This is a genomic window from Paenibacillus sp. FSL R10-2748 (genome assembly GCF_038005565.1).
GTDB classification, from domain to species: Bacteria; Bacillota; Bacilli; order Paenibacillales; family Paenibacillaceae; genus Paenibacillus; species Paenibacillus polymyxa_B.
In genome coordinates, this window is record NZ_JBBOTK010000001.1 from 600706 (window position 1) to 626030 (window position 25325).

The 25325-nt window shown below is 43.8% G+C and carries 20 protein-coding genes and 3 pseudogenes; 6 read left to right on the plus strand and 17 right to left on the minus strand.

Annotated elements, in window-relative coordinates; translation table 11 throughout:
* The first annotated feature begins 252 nt into the window (after window positions 1-252).
* Window positions 253-471, plus strand: a complete 219-nt coding sequence (locus tag NSS66_RS26785; protein WP_441952288.1) for a helix-turn-helix domain-containing protein — start codon at window positions 253-255, stop codon at window positions 469-471.
* A gap of 179 nt (window positions 472-650) precedes the next feature.
* Here NSS66_RS26785 and NSS66_RS02840 read toward each other — a convergent pair whose 3' ends face one another.
* Genes NSS66_RS02840 through NSS66_RS02850 form a run of 3 tightly spaced genes read right to left on the minus strand, consistent with a single transcriptional unit; the run spans window position 651 to window position 7100 of the window.
* The gene (locus tag NSS66_RS02840; protein WP_053325125.1) at window positions 651-2033 is read right to left on the minus strand and encodes a lanthionine synthetase C family protein; all 1383 of its coding nucleotides are present in this window, start codon (window positions 2031-2033) and stop codon (window positions 651-653) included.
* A 16-nt stretch (window positions 2034-2049) separates the two neighbouring features.
* Complete coding sequence (locus NSS66_RS02845) at window positions 2050-3915, minus strand: ABC transporter ATP-binding protein (RefSeq protein ID WP_053325124.1); 1866 nt, start codon at window positions 3913-3915, stop codon at window positions 2050-2052.
* On the minus strand, window positions 3912-7100 hold the full coding sequence (locus NSS66_RS02850; RefSeq protein ID WP_340958429.1) for a lantibiotic dehydratase: 3189 nt from the start codon (window positions 7098-7100) through the stop codon (window positions 3912-3914). The genes NSS66_RS02845 and NSS66_RS02850 overlap by 4 nt, the downstream gene beginning before the upstream one ends.
* A gap of 533 nt (window positions 7101-7633) precedes the next feature.
* Between NSS66_RS02850 and NSS66_RS02855 the strand changes: the two genes are divergently transcribed.
* From NSS66_RS02855 to NSS66_RS26795, 3 genes are all read left to right on the plus strand, one after another.
* Window positions 7634-7936, plus strand: a complete 303-nt coding sequence (locus tag NSS66_RS02855) for a transposase (RefSeq protein WP_445671353.1) — start codon at window positions 7634-7636, stop codon at window positions 7934-7936.
* 71 nt (window positions 7937-8007) lie between these two features.
* The gene (locus NSS66_RS26790; protein ID WP_209435656.1) at window positions 8008-8124 is read left to right on the plus strand and encodes an IS3 family transposase; all 117 of its coding nucleotides are present in this window, start codon (window positions 8008-8010) and stop codon (window positions 8122-8124) included.
* A gap of 230 nt (window positions 8125-8354) precedes the next feature.
* Complete coding sequence (locus NSS66_RS26795) at window positions 8355-8453, plus strand: hypothetical protein (protein WP_425325617.1); 99 nt, start codon at window positions 8355-8357, stop codon at window positions 8451-8453.
* A 183-nt stretch (window positions 8454-8636) separates the two neighbouring features.
* On the opposite strand, the gene NSS66_RS02860 is transcribed toward NSS66_RS26795, so the two are convergent.
* The 6 genes and pseudogenes from NSS66_RS02860 to NSS66_RS02885 all read right to left on the minus strand — a co-directional run.
* Window positions 8637-9404: a hypothetical protein gene (locus tag NSS66_RS02860; RefSeq protein WP_053325122.1), complete on the minus strand. Its 768-nt coding sequence runs from the start codon at window positions 9402-9404 to the stop codon at window positions 8637-8639.
* Window positions 9405-9416: 12 nt separating this feature from the next.
* Entirely contained in the window at window positions 9417-10250 is an 834-nt protein-coding gene (locus tag NSS66_RS02865) for an ABC transporter permease (protein WP_053325121.1), read from the minus strand.
* Complete coding sequence (locus NSS66_RS02870; RefSeq protein ID WP_053325120.1) at window positions 10247-10975, minus strand: ABC transporter ATP-binding protein; 729 nt, start codon at window positions 10973-10975, stop codon at window positions 10247-10249. The genes NSS66_RS02865 and NSS66_RS02870 overlap by 4 nt, the downstream gene beginning before the upstream one ends.
* A gap of 156 nt (window positions 10976-11131) precedes the next feature.
* A complete protein-coding gene (locus NSS66_RS02875; protein ID WP_081047461.1) occupies window positions 11132-11305 on the minus strand; it encodes a gallidermin/nisin family lantibiotic in 174 nt (57 codons plus the stop codon).
* A 180-nt stretch (window positions 11306-11485) separates the two neighbouring features.
* On the minus strand, window positions 11486-12127 hold the full coding sequence (locus tag NSS66_RS02880) for a response regulator transcription factor (protein WP_338533438.1): 642 nt from the start codon (window positions 12125-12127) through the stop codon (window positions 11486-11488).
* 246 nt (window positions 12128-12373) lie between these two features.
* Window positions 12374-13357, minus strand: a pseudogene (locus tag NSS66_RS02885) (helix-turn-helix domain-containing protein); the annotation flags it as partial.
* 313 nt (window positions 13358-13670) lie between these two features.
* Between NSS66_RS02885 and NSS66_RS02890 the strand changes: the two are divergent.
* Both NSS66_RS02890 and NSS66_RS02895 read left to right on the plus strand, forming a co-directional pair.
* A pseudogene (locus tag NSS66_RS02890) lies at window positions 13671-13793 on the plus strand (Tn3 family transposase); the annotation flags it as partial.
* Window positions 13794-13795: 2 nt separating this feature from the next.
* A pseudogene (locus NSS66_RS02895) lies at window positions 13796-14266 on the plus strand (IS3 family transposase); the annotation flags it as partial.
* A 71-nt stretch (window positions 14267-14337) separates the two neighbouring features.
* On the opposite strand, the gene NSS66_RS02900 reads toward NSS66_RS02895, so the two are convergent.
* From NSS66_RS02900 to garR, 8 genes are all read right to left on the minus strand, one after another.
* Window positions 14338-15477: a 5-methyltetrahydropteroyltriglutamate--homocysteine S-methyltransferase gene (locus NSS66_RS02900; protein WP_023987955.1), complete on the minus strand. Its 1140-nt coding sequence runs from the start codon at window positions 15475-15477 to the stop codon at window positions 14338-14340.
* A gap of 123 nt (window positions 15478-15600) precedes the next feature.
* The gene (locus NSS66_RS02905; protein ID WP_023987954.1) at window positions 15601-16503 is read right to left on the minus strand and encodes a LysR family transcriptional regulator; all 903 of its coding nucleotides are present in this window, start codon (window positions 16501-16503) and stop codon (window positions 15601-15603) included.
* Between the two features lie 179 nt (window positions 16504-16682).
* Window positions 16683-18092 (minus strand): glycoside hydrolase family 1 protein, encoded by a 1410-nt coding sequence (locus tag NSS66_RS02910; protein ID WP_340958431.1) that lies wholly within the window; start codon window positions 18090-18092, stop codon window positions 16683-16685.
* Window positions 18093-18168: 76 nt separating this feature from the next.
* Entirely contained in the window at window positions 18169-20049 is a 1881-nt protein-coding gene (locus tag NSS66_RS02915; protein ID WP_023987952.1) for a beta-glucoside-specific PTS transporter subunit IIABC, read from the minus strand.
* Between the two features lie 183 nt (window positions 20050-20232).
* On the minus strand, window positions 20233-21090 hold the full coding sequence (gene licT / locus NSS66_RS02920) for a BglG family transcription antiterminator LicT (RefSeq protein WP_023987951.1): 858 nt from the start codon (window positions 21088-21090) through the stop codon (window positions 20233-20235).
* A gap of 223 nt (window positions 21091-21313) precedes the next feature.
* On the minus strand, window positions 21314-22672 hold the full coding sequence (locus NSS66_RS02925) for a GntP family permease (RefSeq protein WP_023987950.1): 1359 nt from the start codon (window positions 22670-22672) through the stop codon (window positions 21314-21316).
* A gap of 53 nt (window positions 22673-22725) precedes the next feature.
* Window positions 22726-24171: a four-carbon acid sugar kinase family protein gene (locus NSS66_RS02930; protein ID WP_340958432.1), complete on the minus strand. Its 1446-nt coding sequence runs from the start codon at window positions 24169-24171 to the stop codon at window positions 22726-22728.
* 41 nt (window positions 24172-24212) lie between these two features.
* The gene (gene garR / locus NSS66_RS02935) at window positions 24213-25106 is read right to left on the minus strand and encodes a 2-hydroxy-3-oxopropionate reductase (protein WP_071558949.1); all 894 of its coding nucleotides are present in this window, start codon (window positions 25104-25106) and stop codon (window positions 24213-24215) included.
* Window positions 25107-25325 lie beyond the last annotated feature (219 nt).

Genomic DNA, 25325 nt, shown 5'->3' on the forward strand with positions numbered 1-25325 from the left:
CCCGAAATAACTATAAAGTCATAAAAGCGACGGTGAAAATGTGGAACAGACACAAGGATTTATTGAAATTGAAGCTTTGATGAAAAAGGAGAAAGATAGGCGTATGTTCGAGCATTATCAAGACATTTATCAGCATTTGAAAGAAAAGAATGCACAAGAGATCTCAGAAATCATCGACAGAACGGAACGAACGGTCTACAAATAAGTAGTCGAACTACAAGTGACTACGCGGTTCCACACGAAGTCGGATTTCTGAAAAAATATTGTTGGGCTCTATCTCTTATTGGCGAATACATCAAGCGGGAGTTTGGTCATCCCTATTCTCTGCGTGGTATTTCTAAAATGGTGCACCGACTTGGACTCAATCACACCAAACCCACGTATAACTTGGCCGCGGCGGATGAAGCTAAGCAGAAGATATTTACCGAAGTGACTTTCCCCGGTTTGAAAAACGACGGGGGAACGAGCTGACTGCTCATACTGCCTCTTTTCGACGTTGTCCCTCAACATTCTACGAATGCTTGAAGCTCTAGCCAGACCAATGAAGAATCACATCGTTTGTGAAATACCCATGGATAAAGGGTCTGAAGATTTTTTCCTCAGACCCTTCTGTCATCAGTCCCGGCGGTGTTCGGTGGTATGGTGTTAACCTATCGTATCAACAAAGCCATATCCCAATCCGGGCTTTCCTCGTAAAGCAAAGAAGCTAGCACAAGTGCCACGCCCGCGGCACCCGTCAAAAAGCCCGCTTCATCCACTTGCTCATACTTGCCATTCACAAAATGTTCATCATAATAACCAAACTTCGACTCTGCCGCATACTTATCCAGCACAGCCACAACTAGTTCATCACGCATCACGCCAAGCGTCACATGACCCGTATCCGAATACATACGTTGAATCATATGAAGCAGTCCCCCTACACCGTGGCACAAGGTAGAGGCGGTGAGTCCACCCATAGTCTGGATGCGATTCTCTATCTCTACATACGCCTGCAATCCAATTGCGCTCCATTCCTGATTATCCATCGCTTGCCCAGCTAGCCAGATGGATCGTGCAATCCCAGGCACCCCATAGCACCAGGAGTCCCACGGGTCTCGGATACTGCTCGGATGCAATTCACCCTGAAGTACCTCTTCAACAGCGACTCGCCCCGGCCAGAACGTTCCCGCTTCACCGCTCACTCGCCATCGACATGTCCACTCGGTGAGCCGCCGTAGATCTGCACGCATCGCTTCTGTTGTCATGCCCTGCAATTGCGATAGACTCAGAAAAGCCAGCGGTCCTGAGATACCATGGGATAGACCTACGTTAAAATTCCCATTTGGATACTGCACCTTTTCATGTTCGAGGAACTGATTCGCAGACGGGATATGCCAAGCAGGGATCCGATGTCCTAGATAATCTTTTTCCCCACAGAAGACATGGAATACTTCAACAATCCGTTGCCAGATGATCTTCATCTGCGGTCGATCTGAGAAAGCCAACACAACTCGTCCAATTCCTGTCAAACCTTCGATTGTATCGTACTGACTAATACGCAATTGCCCTTCTTCCCACTGGTTTTTGCATATCTCTACATAATTTAACACGGCTTCCTCGAACCAACTAGCCAGTGTATCTAGCATGCCTTGGTAGCGCGTATTCTTTCGTGACAGAGCACGGACGCCTATCAAAATACCCGCTAACCCACTGTATAAAGATAGAGTATGAATACCTTGCTGTTCGATTACCTGTTGAATCTTTTGCAGGTAACTATGCCCTACCATATCCCAACCTTCATCAGGATATAACTGATCAAGTTGTCCCATTAATACACAAATACCTGTAAATCCACCCGAGAAGCTTGTGTCTGACCATCGTGCTACCTGTTTCCCTTCAATCACTTGCCCAGGAACTTGCTTCATCTGGGCACGTACCTGATCAGGATCCTTATAACGCTGCACAATCGCCTGCAACACTTGTGCTACTTGCTTTCTAACTTCCCCTTTTAAGGGGATCCATTGTGTTGATACCGCACTTGCCGCTTTCACCCTCAATCATCTCCTTCTAATTCACCCCAACTTCTTCTGCAAATGAACTTGCTTGCACTTGATACATCTGCGCATATACCCCACCTAAACGCATCAATTCAGCATGCGATCCCTGCTCAATAATCCGGCCGTCCTCCATGACTAAAATCTGATCCGCTAGACGCGCAGACGAGATACGATGTGTAATGAAAATCCCTATCGTATCTCTCATTAAATGTATGAACAATTGCAGTAAGTCCCGTTCAGCCAATGGATCCAAGAACGAGCTCGGCTCGTCTAGAACATATACATCCGCACTTCGCAGAATGGCTCTTGCAATTGCAATACGTTGCCACTGTCCCCCCGAAAGTTGATGTCCTTCATCGAACCATTTGCCAAGTTGTGTATCGAGACCGCTTGGCAAATTCGCAATCATTTGGTCAATAGCTGCAACTTTGGCTGCATCCATCAATCGCTCATCTTGTTCGAGCTCAGCCAATGAGCCGAAGCCAATATTATGGCGAGCCGACATTTCATAGTGAACAAAATCTTGAAACACAACCCCCATGCGTTCTTGGACTTGTTGCAGATCGTAGTCGAGAACATTTCGGCCATTGACTTGGATGGTACCACGATAATCCGTGTACAATTGCATTAACAGCTTCACGAGTGTGGACTTACCCGAACCATTCTTCCCTACAATAGCCACAGTCTGCCCCTTCTTGAATGTCACATCCACTTCTCGAATCGTATCCGAATCTTGTCCTGGATAAGCGAAAGATACCTGATCGAACGAAATCTGTGTAATCTGGATACTTGCATTTGCGTCACACGATAGTTCTGTTGCATTGGGAAACTGTTTCTGTCGATGAACAGGATCTGACGTGGGCAATTGCAAGAACAAGAGCAATTGCTCCATGTAAAGATTGTTCTGTGAGAACTGGACAAGCCCCTGAATAACCCCCTTCGTCTGGTTCTGCGTGAGCATAATCGCTTGGATATACCCATACAAACTCCCGATCATCATCGCTCCTATAAATGTCTCGTGAATTACAAGCCCAATTAGCCAGAACAAAGCCACCATTTCTAGCATATCGTACAGAAAAGTAACTCGAATTCGCTTCAACAATATGCGACGATCCACAAGGAAGAAGCCGTGCAACAAATCGCGGTATCGGTTTAACAAGTAAGAACCCAATTGGAATATTTTCACTTCCTTAAATGTGCTATCGTTTGTTAATAGATACGTCATGTACCACGATTCTCGATTCTGCGGAGTGCGATCCAAGTAGATTTGGAACTGTTCTCGATTGATTTTGAAAATCGAATAGATAGAAACCGTTGATATCATGAGAATCACGAGCACCACCCACCATTTCCACAGAACAAGTAAGATAGCAGATGAAATAAGTGTAATGAGTCCAGAAGCTATGCCAGCCATCTGGCTATACAATTGATAGGGGCGATAAGTGGCTTCTTGTGAAACCCTTTTTAATTGGTCATTAATCGAAGCATTCTCAAAATCGGCCAATCCCAACGTGGTTGATTTCTCGCAGATCATGACATTCATCGAATTGGAAATGACCGCCTGAAGATTACCCTCCACATAGCTTTGAGCGACGTCGATGAAATTCTTCAAAACATAGATGACGATGAACCAAACAAATTGAGAAAGTACCCAATATTCCCCTTCTTTCCATCCCACGGAAACACTATTCAACAAATTCTGTGTAACCATTAATGTCATCACAGGCACAGCGCCTTGAATGATGTGTAGTATCATACTTGGAATCATATACTGTTTATTCATATGGAAAATCAATTGGAAGAGTTGCAGCCCGTGTCGAACCGTCTTCCAGAGTGAAGCTAATTCATGCTGACATCCCTTCCAAATAAAGTTCATTGGCTCTTCCTCCAATATTGCAACAAGCTATTAAGGGCATGACGAGCCATAATCATTACCTTACGTTCTTTATCTCGATCAATCCCAATCAAGCGGTTTAAGTACATATGAATCACACTGAATAGGATATCGTCTTTGTTGTTCATAAGAGTGCCCTGCCGCTCATGCTCAAGAAGTGCTTGCTGATAACACTTGACAGCCTCTTCCCTGTGCTGACCAATCTGATGAATCAGCTTACCTTCTTGATGCAATGATATTAATTCGGATGAATCCCTCCCTAACAACTGCAGGAATAAACGCCGTTCATTACGGAAGTCATCCAGATATTCTTTTACATCGAAGCGCTCATTGAGGAGCTCGTAAACCTTCTGCTCGTTGTAACCAAACTGAGTCATGTATTGTATTACACTACACACCGCCACGACCTCCTGACTTAGCTGTATCTGCTTAAATCGAAGCAGCCGAACCAAATTCGCTGTGACATCGCTGTCACAAGCAAACATACGTTCCGCTAATCGCATAAGCTCAGGTCCACCATATCGTTCGATCTCTGGTTCATACGTATCCACAACAACCTTATTTATCATTCCATCTTGAAGTAACATAGTCGTCCATTCATGGAAGATTGGGATGAACGAAGATATGTCATTACCGCTTGGCATGTTGAACCGTACCCGAATATGACGAGTTGGATCGGAGTAACGAATGAAATACGCTTGTTCAATTACACCTGCCTCACGGCATTTCTGAACAAAATCTCCCCACTGACGACCAATGAATTCATCTTGGCGACTGTCTATCCCATAGAACTTGGCATAGAACCACGATCCACCCGGCAACTGCACACGCTGCGATGCATCAACAACAGTCAGGCGAGAGATTTCTGTCTCCTTACTTACCGCCACTTCCGCTTGGGTCAGATCCATCTCTTCCGTGCGTCTAACGAGTGGGAAGACAAATTCCGCCGTCAGGCGCCCATCGCTCCGCTGGATCGGCATATCCTCGAATCCCCCTATATGCTCGATCAGCGTCACTTGACCATTTGATTTCAAGTCTTTGCAGATCTCCTCCACATGCAGAGAATGCTCCATATCGAACAAGATACGATTATCGAATTGGGTCATATACACATACCGAGGTACTTTCCACTGTATACTGAATTCCCTAACCAGAAGCGCCAATTGCTCCTCGCTCTCGCGCTCAGATGTCTTGCCACTCAATTGTATACGCCATGTCGCTGGACTTAACACGATGTTCCCATACCTTAAACGCGGAGTAAAGGGGGATTGATCCATTACTCCCCATTCTAATGTCGACCATTGTCGATATCCTTCCTGACTAACTTCCACCAAAAACCGGTACACATTCGGTGCACCCTGGTAGTTCAGCATATGCCCCGCTGTCGGGATCACTTCGCAATTGTGCTTGCGTGACTTCAAATAAAACTTATCGTCTCGCACCCCAACCATCAGATCGGACACAAGAATCTGTTGATCCTCTGGTACAGTGTGATTCGTGCCAATTCCGATTTCATAAGTGCGAAAATTTTCCGTGAGAACGACATTCGTCGATCTGGCTGCACTGGGTAAGTACGAAATCTCTGCAAGTAGTTTACCTGGTGATAGGCGTTGCTCTTCCTCATGAATCTCATTGAACATGTTTTTAAACGAGACACCCATTAAATCAATAAATCGTCCGAACGTTTTCCCCGCGCCACTCGATCCAGGATTCGGTCCAAGTACTAACGTGTACTCTCCGCGATTGAGCGCTTCCCGATCCTGCACAACCATTAAAAAGTAGAGTTCCATTGACGGAGTAGGAATTAACTCACTGGTGGTTTTATCAGATTCATCCTCCAAGATCTGTTGAATCCTTTCGTTCGTGAGAACAATCTCTTGTTCACCCTGATGCATACACGAGACGAACCATTTGAAGAGTAATTGTTCACACTTCGTACTGAATGGCACACTCGGATTCTTCAACTGCCTATGAACGCTGCTCGGATTTTGATAGGTGGCCGGTGCCCCTAGCCCAATCTCCTCATCCAGCAACTCCAGAATTGGTATCTCTCGATACGGACCGTATTTCTCTAGGAATTCATTGCAGTATTCCTCCAGGTGTCGGTACTTACGCGTAGAAATTCGACTAAACAAATGTGCAACTTTCTCAACATCCTCACGAACCTGAGAGGGCAAGGTCACGGAACGGTCTTCCAAGGACAAGTCAACCTGTACCGTCGTCTTCACCTCCGCCAAAGCATTCATCATCTGTCGCAACTGAAGTAGTTGCTCCTCGCCCTGCCCAATTGATCGGCTATTATAAGAGCGAATATTCCGACGAATTTCATTGAGAGCAACCTTCCATTCATCTATACCCTCTACCCGATCCAACACAGACAAGATATGATCGAAGGGCTCTATACTCGTCGTCGGAGGTCGCAATTCCGAAATTAAGAATTCTTGTTCAAAAAGCTGCCAAATGTAATGATGAATCGTATCTAATTCTGCCTCCATGAAAGCACTCTTAATCCGGGATACGAGTTCTAGGTACGGAATTGGATTCATACTAGCTTCCATCACCAGATCGAATACTGCAGAGGCTCGTACGGATACGCTATCACTTTCTCCGACGCCGAGATCGCCATATCTCGCTACGTAAGGAATCTTTGCTCGTTCGCCTTGACGGTAGATAAGAGAGTTGCGCTGAATACGAAACTGAACCACAACTTCACGTTGTTTCTCGATCTTATCAACAATCTTTAACAACCATTCCATATCTGGTCGCACGCGTTTGCGATACGTAGCGATGCCTTCTATGTTCATCTGCGACTGTTCGGCGAATTGCCCGTAAGTCACACCGGAAAACAGGCCAAATGGTGTGGGACGCGTCATCATGCGGAGCAGATAGCGCATGAAACCTTTGATAGCCTGCGCTTTCTTTCGTGCATTCTGGTCATTACCAAGATGAGAAAGTGACTCGAGCAAGCTCGGGCTCGCTACCGCAATCGCTTCGCGAATGATCGGGTCATTGGATAATTCGACAAGTTTATTTAGCGAATAACGCTTAAGCTCTTCTTGGTCTTTCCAATCGGAAGGAAAACACTGTATAAACAAATTGAATGGCAAAACAGGCGTACGAATCATAAAAAAATCGAGTGCACGATAAATATTGGGTTCTTTCGTCATGTTTCCTCCTAATTATAGTGGACTAAAAAAAAGATTTAGGGAGTACTTTTAGAGCCTAAATACTTTCAGACCTCTTTACATTCGACACATACCCGAAATCTTTTATAATCCTAAATTTTGAAAGCACGTAACAGCGTTGAATCAAATAGAAGGATGATCAGTATGACTATAATAAAATGGCAAATATATAAAAAATGTTTATTACCAAAAATGAAGAATATTCACCTCTTCCCCACGAACAGGGCAAAGTGATCTCCATGTTAAATTATGAGTATTATTATTCTAAATCGGCTATGCTGAATTGATGAGCAAGTCAATCTCATCAACGGTAAAGTCACTAGTCGTACCGCATCACCACACTGCTCACATCCAAACTACGGTGCATTGGTTAAATGCTACTAGAGTAGAAAGTGGACATGGAGAACCGAGAATGCGAAAATAAAAAAATCAGCATTCGAGGTGAGCGATATGACTAAGAACTACGACAAAGAATTTAAAATCCAAACCGTACAGATGATGAAGAGAGTAAGTCGGTGGCGCAGGTAGCCCGCGAGCTTGGCATCAGCACGAACACGTTATATCGCTGGAAAGCTGAATATGTACAGCATGGAAAACAGGCTTTCCCAGGCAGCGGGAATTTGTCGCCCGCAGATCAGGCTATGCGCGGTCTGCAAAAGCAGATCCGTGAACTGCAGGAGGAAAACGAAGTCTTAGCACTACTTCGCAAAAGACCAGCGCTAATCTTTTCTTTCATCCACAATCACCGCTTCAAGCTCCGTGTCGTGAAGATGTATCTGTATTTAAGGTTTCACGAAGCAATTATTATGAAGGGGTAAAGAACAAGGGCAAGGAAACCCTGCGTAAGAAAAAACGGAAGGAGCTCGAGCAACGCATACGCCGAATCTTCTTGGATTCGTGTCGCCTTTACGGTAGCCGAAAAATAAAGGAAGCGCTAGAGCAGCAAGGCGTTTATGTGACGGGAAAAACCGTTGCACGCATCATGAAAGAACTGGGCTTTGCTTGAAATCGCGAACCATCAAGAAGTATAAAGCAACTACGAACTCTAAGCCTAACTTACCCGTACATGAAAACGTGCTGGACCGCGCGGCGAAGTTCTCCACTATTCAGATCGTGGTAGCCAGTATGCTTTCCTGGAATACCAAGCACGATTGCAGAAATACGGGATGAAAAGCAGCATGAGCCGCAAAGACAATTACTACGATAACGCGTGTACAAGCCAAGAAGAGCATATTCGTGTATATTACCTGCTTCTATAATGGCAAACAAATTCATTCTGCCATCGGGTACTTAACGCCCAACCAATGCGAACGTGTGTACCGTCCCGCGGCGTAATCTTCTCAATTCTATGTGTCCAATCTATTCATTCACCTTTACTACACCCTAAAACAAGCTGCGGATTAACTTTTTTCTGTCTTCCTTTCTTTGGGGCTTCTTCTTTTCATTTGATTGGTTTCACTCCCGGGTTGCTACGAAAGACTATGTGGGTTTTATCTGTATCAACAATAATGCGTGCTTTTACATTCCTCTCTTACTCCAAATCCAGAAACTGATGATTGGACATATCACAACAATCCCGGTTAAGTACACCCAGAAGATCATACTTCCTTGTCCGCAAAGTACTCTCAAAATACTGACAAACGGATCATGCAGAAAACGAAGTTCAGAGACGATGACATAACTGCCAAGCAACCCTAAAATGGTGCATGCATACACAATTGAAACTCGTGTGATAAGGATAGAAAAAACACTGCATATCACAAGCACCGCAATGCTAGTCAGTACAAGAAGGAGATCGTATTGGATCGTTAGCCACAACACATTGCCATATCCAATCGATTCTGGCACTAAGTACACCACTGTCGATTGCGGATGAGAAAAGAACAACCATCCACACGCTAGCGAGACCAGCGTTGTCCCAAAGATAAACGAGACAATCAAAACGATCTGTGTAAGTAATTTAACTAGCCAGTGCTGATAGCGATCGAACGAACGTAACATATATATGCGATACGCACCCGAATGTATCTCATCAGCAAGCGACTCTACAAATAAGCCCGGCAACACAAACAATTGCAACAAGAACGACATATCCTTCATAATGAATACCGGCAGATTTAGTGCATCAACCGAAAACCACGAGCTTAGGTCAATTTTAATACCGCCTGTTAGACGTAAGAATCCAATATCGATCAATAGAGCGAGTAGATAAACGCATCCAAACGCTCGAATCCGCTTCCCCTTCCATATCCGTTCCAGTTCACTGATCCACAAGCCAGTGTTCACACGCCAACACTCCTAATTTAAATAATCTGCTCTCGTAAATTTTCTCCGAGCAGCTACAATACATACGAAAAAGTAAATAACTAAACCCACGGCTATTGAAATTTGTGCATATTCATCGCCCGTCAATGCCTTCTCCACACCAACAATCTGCATACCTGGAATTAACCCTGCATAAATCAAGGCAAGCAAGAATGCATTTTCCGTTATTAAAGGACTTCCCGGATCGAAAATACTTGTAGCAAATATTGATATAATGATATAGATCATCGCAATACCAATTGTACGGGCCGCAGTCCTACAGTACATGGCAATCCAAATAAACAAACCGCCCCCCCCGATCAATGTAGCGAAATCAAGTGCATATTGTTTCAAAGTATAGAATAGTATTGCAACATTTGTGGAAGGAATCCTATTCCCTGATATCATTACCTCTGGGGGAGATGGAAGTTTCATTACGCCAAAAATCGTGAACGATACGCCTAAAATAACCATCATCAACAGGATGAATAAATTCATTATCATCCATTTGCTAACAAAGATTTGACCCCGAGAATAGCTTCTTAAAAAAAACATTCGCAATTTACCACCCTGAAACTCTTCTGTGTATAAGAGACCAGCCAACAGCGCGACCATTAAATTCCCAAATAAATATATACTTTCTTTCATCCCTCTCGATGCCGACATGCTCGCAGCTACATAGAATGGGCTATCAGGTAGATGTCGCTGATCAACCCACACAAAATATGTTATCAATGCATAAGCAAACGGAATGCAAGAAACTAATATGAACCATGCCCATTTCTGATGGATCAACTTCTCGAATTCAATCCTGATTAACACTTTCATGACAACATCAACTCCAAGAATGCGTCTTCTAGCCTCTGACCATCCACAATCAAATCATTCACATTCCCCGTCCATATGACCACCCCTGCTCGAATAACAATGAGATGGTCACACATGAGTTGCAGCTCATCTAGAAGGTGGCTGGATACGAAGAATGATAAACCTCGTGATTCCCTCAGCCGGAGGATCAGATTACGAAGTTCCCGCATACCTAGCGGATCAAGTCCATTGGATGGCTCATCCAAAAGCAGCAGGTCGGGGGACCCTAACATAGCTTGCGCGATACCTAATCGTTGCTTCATCCCTAACGAATAAGTCTTCACTTTATCATCTGCTCGGGACTGCAATTCCACACTCTGGAGCAACTGATCGATGTGCTTTTCTCGATCTGCTGAGCGAATTTCAGAGTGCAATCGAGATAAATTTCGAAGCACCTGCCTTCCGGTCATATACTCAAAAAAGATGGGGGATTCTATAATCGCCCCTACATTAGCTAGTGCCTGTTTTCTCTGCTTTTGCACATCATATGTCCCAATGCGAATCGCTCCGCTTGTTGGCTGGATAAGCCCTGTCATTAATCGCATTAATGTTGTTTTTCCTGCTCCATTAGGACCTATAAATCCGTAGATCATACCTTTTTCCAATTTAAAGGACGTCTCTTGAATAAGAGTCTTATTACCTATTCGCTTCGTCACACGATCCACTTCCAGAATCAGTTCGGTCATCAGTCACACCTCTGTATGCTATATTGGTTACTCTCTTCCTTTCACTACAAAAAAGTGCAGACATCTGTCTTGCATTAGCCCACACGACTAACAACTAGACAGAAGCCTGCAGAACGTTAACATTACTGACTACATATGATCATACTTGGTTTTTTATTAACAAAGTCTCGATGTTGTTTTACCACAAGGCACAGTTCCGCACTCACTAGATCCACAATTCGGTCCAGTAATACATCCTGGAGTGCAAGCAAACACACTGGTAACTTGAGGCTCGATTTTACCAACATTTTTGCTTACTTGTACATCAAGATCAAATTGATTATTAGACATAATAACTACCTCCTCAGATTTTCATTGTCTCTCGGTATTTCACCAAGCTAGACAAATTCCTAATTAGAGAAGCAGTGATAGCAATCTATACCGGCGCCAATACAGATAGCGCGATCCAGCTCCTCTATTACAAATTATATTATAGATTCTATTTTTTACTAGGGTTACATTTTTCTCCCCCTATCGCATAACGTAATTGTTATCAAACAATCCTCGCCGTCTTGCTACTTTGACTGCGTCTTTGCAACTACCCACATCTAGCTTTGTGAGTATATGTTTCACATGTGTTTTAATTGTTTCCGGTTCGACATGCAGAACTTCGCTTATTTTTGATTTAGAGTACCCTTCGTGTAGATACACGATTACTTGTCGCTCGGTCCGCGTAAGGGAGCGTTCAAGCTCTTCCAATCTTAGTTTGCGGAACTCATCGCACAGCACGCTAGCAGCGTCAGGATGAATCGCTACGCGATTATGATACGCATCGCGAATAGCCGCAGCAAGATCCGTGTAGTTCTTCTTCATAATATAGTTGACGGCTCCAACGCTAAAGGAGTCTGCAATCACTTCCAAATTATCTACTGAAGATAGGATAATAATGCTAACATGTTTTCTCATCAAAATCTCTCTCACTGCATCCAACCCATCATACTGCGAAGAGGTCAGTGTTACATCCATCACGATAACATCGACTTTATACTGTTCTGCAAAATGAATGGCTTCCTGCTCCGTTGCTATACTTGCGACATATTTCATATCTGGCTGCTGCTTCACATATTTGCAGATTAAATCACGCCATACCGAATCAGTCTCCACATGTAACACACTGATAAACTCCATAATTTGTAATAGCTGCGCAATATTTCCTAACAACAAACCTAAAGGTATACTTTTTAGCGCAGCAAGTACCTCCTTTTCATTTTGTAATTCTTGGTACTAGACAACGTTTTCTTAAACGTACGGGCCTCCTTGAAATACGACGATCAACAGCACCAGAGATGTTACCCATAAAAATACGTTTTTCACATTTCATTTACATGGGGTAGTATCAGCTACGCTGGAACTACCCCATGTTGCAGCGATATATTCAATATAATCATGTAGTACATTTATATCTCCCGACAAAAGCTTATATACGTAAGTATTGCCTTCCGCCCATTGTTGAAACAAACCAATCCAGTGTCGGGTATCCTCATCAGTCTCTATGGCCCAATCTAAATCAGCGTAGTCATATGTATATTGTAGAACTTGTTGATAATCGCCTTGGGCTTCACAGACACTAGCACACAGTAGATCAGCATAAATGATGTACACAAAGATGGGACGACTTAGCTTCTTGGCGGAATCATCACGCTCTCGACTTTCTTGTTGATGTTTCATCGAATATTGGATTTCCGCTTTAGCCCTCATTTCCTCGCCATTTCGTCAAACTTGTCCCATTTACGCAAAGACCTATACATTAGCCAGATCCTTCAATACGTTAAGCTGCTCTATTTCATCCAGTCGTTCGACAAAAGCTTCAAAAACGGCTACTGCCCTGACATTTCGGCTTTGATCGTCTCCAACCTGAATCGTGAATATACGATACTGACAGACTGCCAAGCGCTCGGAGCGCTTATATCTTTCCATTTCTGAAATATTCTAACATATAAACAGTGCAGCAGCATGTTGTCGCTGTGAAAATAATGTTTCTGCAATTTGATATAGTCTGGGAAAGTACATAAGCTTGTCCATAATATGTCCAACCATTCGACGGATCGCTTCCAGCTTGTCCAGCTCCGTACAACGATATAACAATGGTTCAATTCGTCTCATGTTTAGGGGGAGGTCAATGATGTAGTTTTCTATGTATAGATCGTAAAAGTGACCTTCCGATAAACCCATAGTCACAGTGATTCGATCAAGCTGCTGCACGGAAAGTGGACGATGCTGAATAATCCAATTACTAAGTGTTCTTTGATGGACACCTGAATATTCCGCAAATTGAGCCAGTGTCATATCGTTTAGTTTTATATAATCTTCAAACTTCGCCGAAACTGTAGGTGTATTGTACAAAAATAACCACCCCTTATCAGGAACATATAGAAAATCAACTCATGAAACGAGGACTACTGCAATCAGATGAATCGCATAGACCTTTCCGCAATTCATCATACCATTTTTTAGAATAAAATCATATACATATCAAAATTTACTTAGGATACCTATTTAGATACTTGCAATGATTTCATTATTAAGGGTGTCGCCATTTTTCTTATGTCAGTATTTTCATAATTCAATTTCCAACGCTCGTAGTTACAATATATAGACGAACTAAAACGTTTCGATTTATATATTGCTGATTGGAAAACGCCCCTGGGCTGCTATTAGACCGGAACCAGGCATGACCGATGCTTATCCGAATTTGCAACCGGTACTGACTCGCCCGATCAATTGGGAACTGGTTAGGCAGCAGTACAACCAAATGATGAAGTATGCTACTGCTTTACGCCCAAGCTGGTTACCGATATTACATACATACGAGCTGGAGAGCGGTTTGTATATCTCTCTGTCATTCAAGATCTGTTTAGCTATGAAATTGTGGCTTGGCGTCTTTCGGAACGAAATGACCTTGCTCTAGTTAGCGAGACGCTAGACGTTCTAAGTAAGAACGTGAACATGGAGGGTGTCATTCTCCATTCAGACCAGGGGTTTCAGTATACCTCCAAGCCGTTTAACCGCAAACTTAAGCGGCTTGGAATGCTTGGAAGCCATTCAAGGCGTGGAAATTGCCTAGACAATGCCTGTATAGAATCCTTCTTTTCCCATCTTAAAACAGAGAAGATTTATTTAACGAAACCCGGAACCCTAGCGGGGGTAGAACAACACGTACGGGAGTACATCTTATTTTATAATGAAAATAGATTTCAGAAAAAATTAAACAACCGTTCCCCGATTGAATACCGAGAAACGGTTGCCGCTTAAAGATGTCTTTTTAGTTCTGTCTACTTGACAGGGGTATGACCAAATTTCTCCAAGGTATTTCTCCTAAACCCTTACTTCCAAATCTCGTCCGCAATCTCTTTAATGAAAGCAAGCTTTTTCCACTGCTGCTCTTCTGTCAGAATATTGCCCTCTTCTGTCGAAGCAAAGCCGCATTGTGGGCTGAGGCAGATGTGGTTGATGTCGACGAATTGAGTCGCTTCCTTAATGCGGTTAATGACCGTCTGCTTGTCTTCCAGTTCACCCGTTTTGGAGGAAACGAGGCCTAGTACGACCTGCTTTTGATCTTTCAGATGCTTAAGCGGTGTGAAATCACCTGCACGGTCGGTATCGAATTCGAGATAGTAGCCGTCGATGTTGTCGATGCCGAACAGAGTTTCGGCTACAGGCTCATAGCCGCCAGAGGATGCCCAGGTGGAATGGTAGTTACCACGGCATACGTGGGTCGTAACGACCAAATCGGCTGGGAGATCATTCACCGTTTCCTGATTCACGCGAGCGAACAGCTTTTTGGTATCTTCCACATTCTCACCCGCATGCTGTCTAGCTTCCCAATAGTTTTTATCACAGAGCATACCCCATGTGCAATCATCCAGTTGCAAACTGCGGCAGCCCTCATTGTACAACGCTTGAATCACGGATTTGTAAGCTTTGGCGATATCCGTCACCAGCTCATCCAGATTGCTGTAATACGTATCGGTTGTTTCTTTATTCTCTCCGCGCAACAGCTCGGCCAGGAATTGCGCAGGTGCCGGGATCGTTTGGCGCGCGATGGCATCCTCACCTGCTACTTGCTTCAGGAATTTGAAATCTTCAATGAAAGGATGACGGGAATGTCCGATTTTACCGGACAAGCGTGCGGTTTCCGCTCTTGTTTCCACACCTTGGAATTGGTAGCCGTTCGAAAGCTGTACCTTTTCCACGCCGTCCAGCCCCCACATAAAATCAAGATGCCACCAAGAGCGTCTGAATTCACCGTCCGTCACGGCTTGAAGTCCTACGGATTTTTGCTTTTCTACTAGCTTGATAATTTCGTTATCTTCAATCTTTCTCAGCTCGTCCGCAGAGATTTCATTATTTTGAAATTGAATTCTGGCGTCTTTAATCGCTTGCGGGCGCAAAAAGCTGCCGACCATATCATGTCTAAAAGGGGTCACTTTACGTTGGGATGCATTGTCAAGGATGCTGCTCATTAGGGTTATCTCCTTTTTCGCTTCTGTAGTGAAGTTCTTGTAAGAAAGATAACATACATTTTCAGTTATAAGGTAACTCCAATAAACTATAGCTAGTTATAGCCTAAGGCTATACCCATTCTTTTATTCCCCTATCGCCTCATGCAACGCTTCTACATAGACGGTAGCCAGCTTGGAGAGCGCAGCGTTTTTATGGCAAATCCATCCCACATTAATAGACTCATCACATTCCAGAGGGACGGAAATAATGTCGTTACCGTTCAGATCCGCACTGATCACCCCGGTAGAAATCGTATAGCCGTTCAAGCCAATGAGCAAATTAAAAAGGGTCGCCCGGTCATGGACACGAATGCTTTTGGGATGCGATAACGTACTGAGAATCTCCTCGGAAAAGTGAAAGGAATTGTACTCCCCTTGTTCAAAGGACAAATACGGATACGGATGAAGCTGATCAATGGTCACGATAGACTGTCGGGAGAGCGGATTATTGGCACTGATAAAAATATGCGGCTTGGCCGTAAACAGGCTATTGAATTGCAGATTCGCATCTTTTAGCAGCTTGTTAATGACCTTGGCGTTAAATTCGTTCAGATACAGGATTCCAATCTCACTGCGCAGGCTTTTGACATCCTGTATGATTTCATGGGTTTTGGTCTCTCGTAAAGCCAATTCATACTCTTCTTGACCATATTGATTTACCAGATTTACGAATGCATTTACAGCAAATGCGTAATGCTGCGTGGACACAGCAAAATGCTGTGGTGAAGGCTTGGCATCCAGATACCGACTTTCCAGTAACTCCGCCTGCTCAACGACCTGGCGTGCATAACCGAGGAATTCCACGCCTTCCTTGGACAAAGAAATCCCCTTATTGGTACGCTCAAAAATGGTGATATGAATTTCTTCCTCCAAATCACGAATCGCGTTCGACAGACTGGGCTGGGAAATGAACAACCGCTTTGCCGCCTCATTCATGGAACCGCGATTGGCAACCTCAATGACATATTTTAATTGTTGTAAGGTCAATGCATAATGTCCTTTCCGTTTGTGTTTCTTCTATTATATAATACATAATCACACTTCTGGAAAAGGGATAATTGTTGCTTAAATGAAATCAACCTCTCCCCCTAAGGTTTAAAAAATATAAACACCTCCCTAAATGGAAATCTTCCATTTAGAGAGGTGCTCTAGTTACGATACTTTAATTAACGAATTTCACCGTTTGTGGAGATCAACTTTTGATACCAATAGAAGCTTTGTTTACGAATACGACGCAGATCCTTGAGATCAAACTCCTCACGATCCACATAGATAAACCCGTAACGCTTGCTGGAGCCCTGATGGGTACTAACAAGATCAATCGCAGACCACGGACAGAAGCCGAATACTTCTACACCGTCTGTAATAGCCAGTTGAATCTGCTCGATATGTTTCTTGAAAAAGTCAATGCGGTAAGGATCATTCACTAAATCCCCTTCTTCAAGCTTGTCAAAAGCGCCCAAGCCGTTCTCTGTCACGATTAAAGGCAAGTGGTAGCGAGAATAAATTTGGCGTAATGTGGTTCTAAAACCGACCGGATCAATCTCCCAACCAAACTCCGTCGTTTGCAGGTTGGGGTTGACGGAACCTCGATATGCTCCGGGTTCACCCACAATTTCATGCTGATCTCCTGTATGTGAAAAATCATTTCCGTCATCTAAACTTTCTCCTACGGTTTGAGAGGTATAATAATTAAATGCGATAAAGTCCGGGTTCCCCTTCGCTAAAATGTCCATATCCCCTTCTTCAATGACAGGCTCATAGCCTTTCTCGACCAAATAGCTCCACGCAATGTGATTGTAACGGCCAAATACAGCCATATCCAGATAGAGCCAGTTGCGAATCGCTGCATAGTTATCAGCCGCCAGTGTATCTTCCGGCTTGGAACTGGCTGGATAGATAACCCCGATATTCGGCGCAGGTCCAATTTTCGCGTCAGGTAGCATTTCATGGCACAATACCATTGCTTTCGCCTGCGCGACTAACATATGATGATTTTGTTGATACAGTACCCTTTGTGGATTTTCGAGACTTGTATCTAATGTGCCAATAGAACCGGGATGGAGAATCAGCATGTTCTGCTCATTAATGGTTAACCAATATTTCACCCTGTCTCCAAAGTTCTCAAACAATGTTTTGGCATACTGTTCGAAGGCATCAATCGTCTCCCTCTTCGACCAACCGCCTTGTTTTTCAAGAGCATAAGGCAGATCAAAATGATACATAGTAACAATCGGTTCAATCCCGTATTTAATTAGTTCATCAATTAATGAGCTGTAAAACGCAATTCCCTTCTGATTAACTTCACCTGCGCCCTGGGGATAAATACGTGTCCAAGCAATAGAGAAACGATATGCTTTAAAGCCCATTTCAGCCATCAGAGCTACGTCTTCTTTGAACATATGGTAATGATCACTGGTTACCTTAAAATCAGTGACCCCTTCGACGTGATTAGCCATGTCAATGACAGAAGGTCCTTTTCCATCTTCGTCCCATGCACCCTCTACTTGATAAGCGGAAGTGGAAGCTCCCCAGAAAAAATTTTCAGGAAATGCCTTCAATTGATTATGTTTCATGATCTAGTCCCTCCAGTTATAGTTATATCCTTCTGATGTTCGCAATTCATATATGTGATGATGATGCTTGCCAGTATCACACAACCAAAGTTAACAATACTTCATTTTTTTGAATCTGCTCCTGATTTGTCTCAAATACGTCCACTTTATGTTGCGTAAGTGTGACGATGACAGGCGTTACGATTTCGTATCCTGCTTCAATAATCTGCTCCCTGTCAAATTGGATTAACAAATCGCCCTGTTTCACGCTGTCGCCCTCTTTAACCACTGGATTAAAATGCTTCCCTTTCAGCGCAACGGTGTTAATTCCGATATGAATTAATATCTCTGTACCTGCACTGGAAGTCAATCCTATGGCATGTCCTGTGGGGAACAGCGAGGTTACGACCCCATCTATTGGCGCTACAACCTCGCCGACAGACGGTTCAATGGCTAACCCTTTTCCCATAGCCCCTGTAGAAAATGCAGAATCATTCACTTGACTCAGTGGTGTGGTCCTGCCTGTGATCGGGCTGTAGATTGTTTCTTTCTTGATATCAACGGCCTTGGTTGCTGTAACAACAGGCTCTGGTTCTGCTGTTTTCACGGATTCAACTGTTTCTGGGGCCTCCCCCTTCACCTTGCTTTCATATCCAAAAATAAGGATCAGCATCGTTGCAGCTATAAATGAACATGCAATGGCGATAACATAAATTAAGGTTGGCGTATATACTGGAATCGCAAAAATGTTGTGAAAAACATAAGCCGTCATTTTCACCCCAAAATGTCCATTGATGGCACCGCCTATAGCCCCTGCAATAATAACGATTGGAATGACACGTTTAAAGCGAAGTACAAGTCCATACACTATCGGCTCTGTCACACCAGCCAGCAATCCTGTAATACTCGTGGAACCAGCAAGAGTTCTAAGTGTTTTATCTTTTCTCGCCTTCAGGAAGATACCAAATGCGACACCAATTTGAGCAAATACAGCTGCTGCAGCCATCGCCTCAATCGGATCACCGCCAACACCGATATTTTGAATCGTAATGGGTGTAAAACCCCAGTGAAGTCCGAAGACGACCATAAAGGTCATAAAACCGCCAAGAACAATCCCTGACAAAATGCCACTTACACCGATTAACCATGTCACACCTGAAGAAATCCAATCTCCTACCCCTGTACCGAAAGGTCCGAAAGCCATCGCAGATAGCGGAACCATAATCATTAAAGCCAGCATCGGAACTAAAAATAGTTGTAAATCCTTAAGAATGATCTTCTTCAAAAACTTATCCACCAACGCATATATGCTAATGGATATGAAAATCGGGAAAACACTGGCGGAGTAGTTCATCATGACCACTGGTATTCCTAAAAACGATACATCAGAGCCTTTGTCCATCAGCCCCGTAAAGTTGGGTTCCATGAGAGCCGCACCGATCACACCAGCTACATAAGGATTCGCCTTCAGCTTTATACCAAGCGTGATCCCAAGCAAAATCGGCAAAAAGTAAAACACAGCATTCCCTGCAGCAGACAGGATCATATAAGTATCACTTGTTGCAGACATCCATCCCAGCAAGGTCAAAACCGTCAGGAGTGCTTTTATCATTCCCGAGCCCGCCATCGCCGGAATCAACGGGGAGAAACTGCCGGAAATGACTTCAAAGATTGTGGATATGACCGATGTTTTTTTACCACTAGATTCACTGGCTGTAGAGGAATTCGATTCAAAATTCCTGTTTTTCATGATCTCCGCATATACATAGGCAACATGGCTGCCAATAACAACTTGAAATTGTCCTCCGCTTTCAACAACTGTAATGATCCCCTCGTGCTTCTCAAGCGCTTCTCTTTCGGCTTTTCGTGAATCCTTCAGGTCAAATCGGAGTCGTGTAGCACAATGGACAAGCCCATTGATATTTTCTTCTCCTCCAACGAGACGTACGATGTCTTCGCCCATTTTCTTATGGTCCATGTTCATTCTCCTCTTGGGCAGATTGCCTGAAAACAAAAAAATACCTAAACGAAAGGCCTGTATGATCAAAGAACATGATCACTGCCATTCATTTAGGTATCGCCTGCTTAACCAGTAACAATCCTTATATTTAAGTTGTGAGCCTACTATAAATCACTTAGAAATCGTTTGCAAGCTTTTTTTCTAAGAAGTAGCCATATCGTTTCTGGAGGTTACACGCTGTATATGAATCGTCAAATACACTTTTTCGTCAATCGACATAGCACTTTCATGCTTTAATTCCAAATATTGATTGATTAATTGGGTACATTGAAAAGCCCTCGCATATTTATCTTTGACCTGATCATACAAGAAATTGTCACCTGAAGCCAGTTGCTCTTGTTCATTGCTCAGCAATCGTTGGGCAAAGTACTGCAAATGAGTAATAAACCGGGAATAATTGAACGAAGTTTCATCCAGTGTAATCTGATAGTAATCGGTTACAATGTTGAAAATGTCATCAATGACCTCGGTAATCTCAACCGTTTGTTTCATTCCCTGACCGTCTTGTCTTGCATTTACAAAATGCATAGCAATAAAGCTGGCTTCATGCTCATCCATTTGGATGCCAAATTGAGCATGGATGATATCCAATGCATTCATTCCAATCATAAATTCTTTCTTGTAAAATTTTTTAATTTGCCATAACAGTGAATTTTTAAGTCCCACGGATTTTCTGTATCGAGAGATGGCAAATTGAATATGGTCAATCAGAGAAATATAGATATTATCACTAAAAATATCTCCCATTTCCCTTTTCGCGCTGCCTACAATTTCATCCGCCACCTTTAAATACTCTACAGATGTTTCTCCAATGAGATCAATTAATTTTTGCGGAATTTTATCAGACTTTAATACAAAGGTTTTTTCTATTTTTTCCTCATCAACCCTCTGACCATTTTTCTTTTTAAAGCCCAGACCATTCCCGATGACAACAAATTCATGACCCACCTGATTTTCGGCCCGGATGACATTGTTGTTAAATATTTGCCGGATGATCATTTATCTGCTCACCTCATTGATGTAATGACAAAGTTTGTAATAACAAAAAAAACCAAATAACGACTAAATCAATTAGTCATTATTTGGGTATCGCCTGCTAACCAGTAACAATCCCGAAGGGCACTTGACCCTTCATTCAATTACTCTTACTATACCGCTTTCAAAGCAGAATAACAATACAATCATGCTGAAAAGTCTTCTGGGAAGATCGTTTATGAACAAATCAGATAAAAATACTGAGTATCATCACGATACCAAAAGCACTGAACCCGAGAATGGTTTCCATGACTGTCCACGTTTTCAGCGTTTGAGGTACGGACAGGTTCATGTATTCTTTAACAATCCAGAAGCCGGAGTCATTCACGTGGGACAAAATGATCGAGCCTGCTCCGGTAGCCAACACCAGTAGCTCCGGGCTCACCCCCGGCATCGTGACTGCAATCGGAGCGACAATACCTGCCGCCGTCGTCATGGCTACCGTGGCGGAACCAACGGCGGCCCGGATAAGACCTGCAATCACAAAGGCCAATACAAGCGGAGACAAATGTGCATGCTGGGCAAAACCTGCAATCGCATCTCCTACACCGCTGGCAGTCAGAATCTTGTTGAAACCACCGCCTGCACCGATCAGCAGGATGATAGAAGCAACCGGACCCAGGCAATCGTTCGTAAACTTCAATAGCTGCTTGCTATCGAAGTTGCGTGCATAACCAAAAGAGTAAAGCGAGAACAGCAAAGCAATCAGCAACGCAATAATCGGACTGCCGATGAAATCAATGACCTGTCTGAAGACGTTGGCTTCTGGCAAAATCAGATCGACAATCGTCGCCAGCAGCATCAAAATAACGGGCAGCATAATGGTGAAGAGTGTAATACCAAAGCCCGGCAATTCTCTTTCTTTCGTTTCTGTAAATTGTTCCATCAATTCACTCGAAGTCTCCACCTTGATACGTTTGGAAATCCAGCTTCCGTAGATCGGACCCGCAATCGCTGCGGACGGCAATGCTACGATAAGCGCAAGGAAGATCGTTTTACCAATATTCGCGTTAAAAATACCTACTGCCAGCATCGCTGCCGGATGCGGAGGGATAAGACTATGCACAACCGCCAATCCAGCTACAAGAGAAATCCCGATTTTAATGAGCGAAGTTCCGGTATGCTTGGCAATAACGAATACGAGCGGGAACAACAGTACGATACCTACCTGAATGAATACCGGGATACCACAAATGACAGCGACCACCATCATGGCCCAGTGAACATTTTTCTCACCGAACACCCGCACCATGGTCTTGGCAATCTGCTCCGCACCACCAGACTCAGCCATCAGCTTACCCAGCATCGTACCCAGACCAAGAACAATGGCGATAAAACCGAGCACACTGGCCACACCTTCTTGATAAGCTGTCACAATACTTTTCAGCGGCATACCTGCAATTAGACCCATGAATACAGCACCGACGATGAGCGCGACAAATGGGTTCATTTTGACTTTAGCGATCAGCAGAATCAGTCCAATAATAGAAATAAGTGCATACAATAACAAACTTGCATCATGACTGAGTCCGAATACGGAATACATGTTATAACCCCCTCATTAAGTAAGCGCTCTCTAAGTTTGTTGAAAAACAGGGGTTAACCCTGCTCGTTTTCAATTTTCTCTACGGTTTCCAGCAATGTTCGTTCTCCGCCCACATTACCAGGGAACACAATATACGGAATGCCGCTGAATTTGGCTTCGTTTCCGGTCAGCCACACAGGGATGCCTGCCGCAACCTGGCCGAGTACACGTGCTTTTCGGATAGCAAGACCTTTGGTTGCCACATCACTGGAAGTAATGCCGCCTTTGGCGATGATAAACTTAGGCACCGTCTCAAGCGACTGTACGATTTCGACCAGTGCACCGGATACCGTTTGACTAATTTTGAAATTATCAGCTTTATTATCTACCGCAATGAGTTTGCGGCTACTGTATACCACCACATTGTTGCCCGCAGCCAGTTGTGTATTGGCTTCTGCGATAACACGGCTTAATTCCTGTGTGTAGCCCTCAGAATCCAACACCCGTTCCACATCAATTTCAAGACCCACAATTTCCGGGTACGTAAGTAACTGCTCCAGCTGTTTTGTTGTTTTTTGAACATAGGAACCGACGACCACAATACCACCGTGACCTTCCTGTCCACTTGCAATCAGTCGTTCCTTTGGCAAATATTCCTGGTCAGATATCCCGGCATACGATTTCACAAAAGAAGCAGCTGTGCGGAAAATAAACGTTTTCCCTTGCTCTTCTGCTTTCAGCAGCCCCAGTGATACTACATCCATATCCGCATACGAAAGCACGTTGACGATGATTGGTACGTTATCCTTCGCTTGTAGCAATACTTCTTGCACAGCGTCTGGTCCCTTGCGAATCTGTTCCAGTGAAATAACAAGACATTCCGAGGCATGAATACGGCCTTCTGTCTTTTCTTCCACCCAAGCGGTTAAATCGCCGTTTTCATAGCCAAATACCTTATCCTTGGCAAACTCCGACTCATGTACGGGGATTAGCGTATCATCCTCCACCATATAGTGGGTGTTGCCTCCGGTTACTCGTCCAGCTTCGAAAAAGGCTGGAATGATCAAATGACCGTCGTAGCTCCGTCCACTTTGACGCGATCCTTCTTCTGCCAGTACGTCCGTTTCCAGCGGGTAATACCCACGCAACATGGAATCACTACGGCTGACAAAGGTAAATGATTTGCCCTTTTCGGTGGCGACAGCCTGTACGTTGCGAGCAATCTCGCGGTTAATCCGTTCTGCGGTTTGCGCATCAAGTCCGCGTGTATTGGTCAGGATATAAAATAGCGTTTCCGGTGAGTCGAATGCTTCACGAAGCAATGCTTCATCCCACTGCGTCAAAACATCAATATCATGAACGGTTTGTACCCCGGTCGGATCATCGTCTAATACGATAATTTTCCGTCCTCTGGCGTCATTAATCCGGCGAATTTCCTGACGCAATCCTTTGCTGTCCCATTCAGGAGGCAATTCTGCTTGAAGAGCTAACAACGAAGTATATCCTGCATTTACATTCATGTGATCTCCACCTTATTCAAATTCTTGATTAGCATGCTCTACTACTCTGCTTTTACCTGTACGCCTGCGAGTTTTTCAAAATATTGCACGATTCCGCCGTGATCATCCGCCGCTTTACCATCCACTTTGAGTGCGTGGAATATTTCCAGCAGTTGGCTACTAAGTGGCAACGGTACACCGATGTCATGCGCGGTTTCCATAACGTTCGTGATGTCCTTGAGGTTAATATCAATCCGACCCCCAGCTACAAAATTCCGTTGCAAGATCAGAGGAACTTTAGCATCCAGTACCGCACTGCCTGCCAATCCACCGCGAATCGCTTGCACCATTTTTTCAATATTAATTCCCGCCTTGGCTGCAAATACAAGCGCTTCGGACATGGCCGCGATATTCAGGTTCACCATGATCTGGTTAGCCAGCTTTGCCGTTGTGCCGCAGCCGTTATCACCAACCAAGGTGACATCCTGACCCAGCACATGCAGAACATCCAAGACATGCTCAAACACTGATTCTTTGCCACCAACCATAATCGCCAATGTCCCATCAATTGCTTTCGGTTCGCCACCACTGACAGGGGCATCCAGCATGTGCAGACCAGCCTCAACGGCTTTCACCGACAGCTCTTTGGAGACGACTGGAGAAATCGAGCTCATATCTACGATAACGCTTCCAATACTAGCCCCTTTTAAAATCCCGTTCTCGCCCAAAATGACTTCTTTCACATGATTGGAATTCGGCAACATCGTAAAAATGATTTCACTGCGCTCTGCAACTTCCTTCGGGGATGCCGCTGCATGTGCGCCTGACGCAACCAAAGCAGTGACGGTTTCCTGATTAATATCAAATACGGTCAGCTCATAATCCGCTTTCAAAAGATTTAACGACATCGGACGACCCATAATACCTAATCCAATAAATCCAATTTTCTTTGTCATGTTAAAGTCCCTCCATAGCTTTTCGAATTCGATTTCCTATTCAGGATTTTTATAAAAAACCCATTTGTAAACGCTTTTTATCACATGTAAGCGCTATTAATTCGTCTTTATATTTGAGATTGTACACAATAAATTCATTTTTGCATACAAAAATTTAAAATTTGTATCAATTTTATCGATTATATAGGATAGACATTGTTTAACCTCCATCTTTTCGCT

Excerpts from the sequence above, each read along its gene's own strand:
- NSS66_RS02845 (WP_053325124.1), bottom strand. The coding sequence starts at position 3,915 with ATGAACTTTATTTGGAAGGGATGTCAGCATGAATTAGCTTCACTCTGG.
- NSS66_RS02850 (WP_340958429.1), bottom strand. The coding sequence starts at position 7,100 with ATGACGAAAGAACCCAATATTTATCGTGCACTCGATTTTTTTATGATT.
- NSS66_RS02865 (WP_053325121.1), bottom strand. The coding sequence starts at position 10,250 with ATGAAAGTGTTAATCAGGATTGAATTCGAGAAGTTGATCCATCAGAAA.
- NSS66_RS02870 (WP_053325120.1), bottom strand. The coding sequence starts at position 10,975 with ATGACCGAACTGATTCTGGAAGTGGATCGTGTGACGAAGCGAATAGGT.
- NSS66_RS02875 (WP_081047461.1), bottom strand. The coding sequence starts at position 11,305 with ATGTCTAATAATCAATTTGATCTTGATGTACAAGTAAGCAAAAATGTT.
- NSS66_RS02900 (WP_023987955.1), bottom strand. The coding sequence starts at position 15,477 with ATGAGCAGCATCCTTGACAATGCATCCCAACGTAAAGTGACCCCTTTT.
- NSS66_RS02910 (WP_340958431.1), bottom strand. The coding sequence starts at position 18,092 with ATGAAACATAATCAATTGAAGGCATTTCCTGAAAATTTTTTCTGGGGA.
- NSS66_RS02915 (WP_023987952.1), bottom strand. The coding sequence starts at position 20,049 with ATGGACCATAAGAAAATGGGCGAAGACATCGTACGTCTCGTTGGAGGA.
- licT (WP_023987951.1), bottom strand. The coding sequence starts at position 21,090 with ATGATCATCCGGCAAATATTTAACAACAATGTCATCCGGGCCGAAAAT.
- NSS66_RS02925 (WP_023987950.1), bottom strand. The coding sequence starts at position 22,672 with ATGTATTCCGTATTCGGACTCAGTCATGATGCAAGTTTGTTATTGTAT.
- NSS66_RS02930 (WP_340958432.1), bottom strand. The coding sequence starts at position 24,171 with ATGAATGTAAATGCAGGATATACTTCGTTGTTAGCTCTTCAAGCAGAA.
- garR (WP_071558949.1), bottom strand. The coding sequence starts at position 25,106 with ATGACAAAGAAAATTGGATTTATTGGATTAGGTATTATGGGTCGTCCG.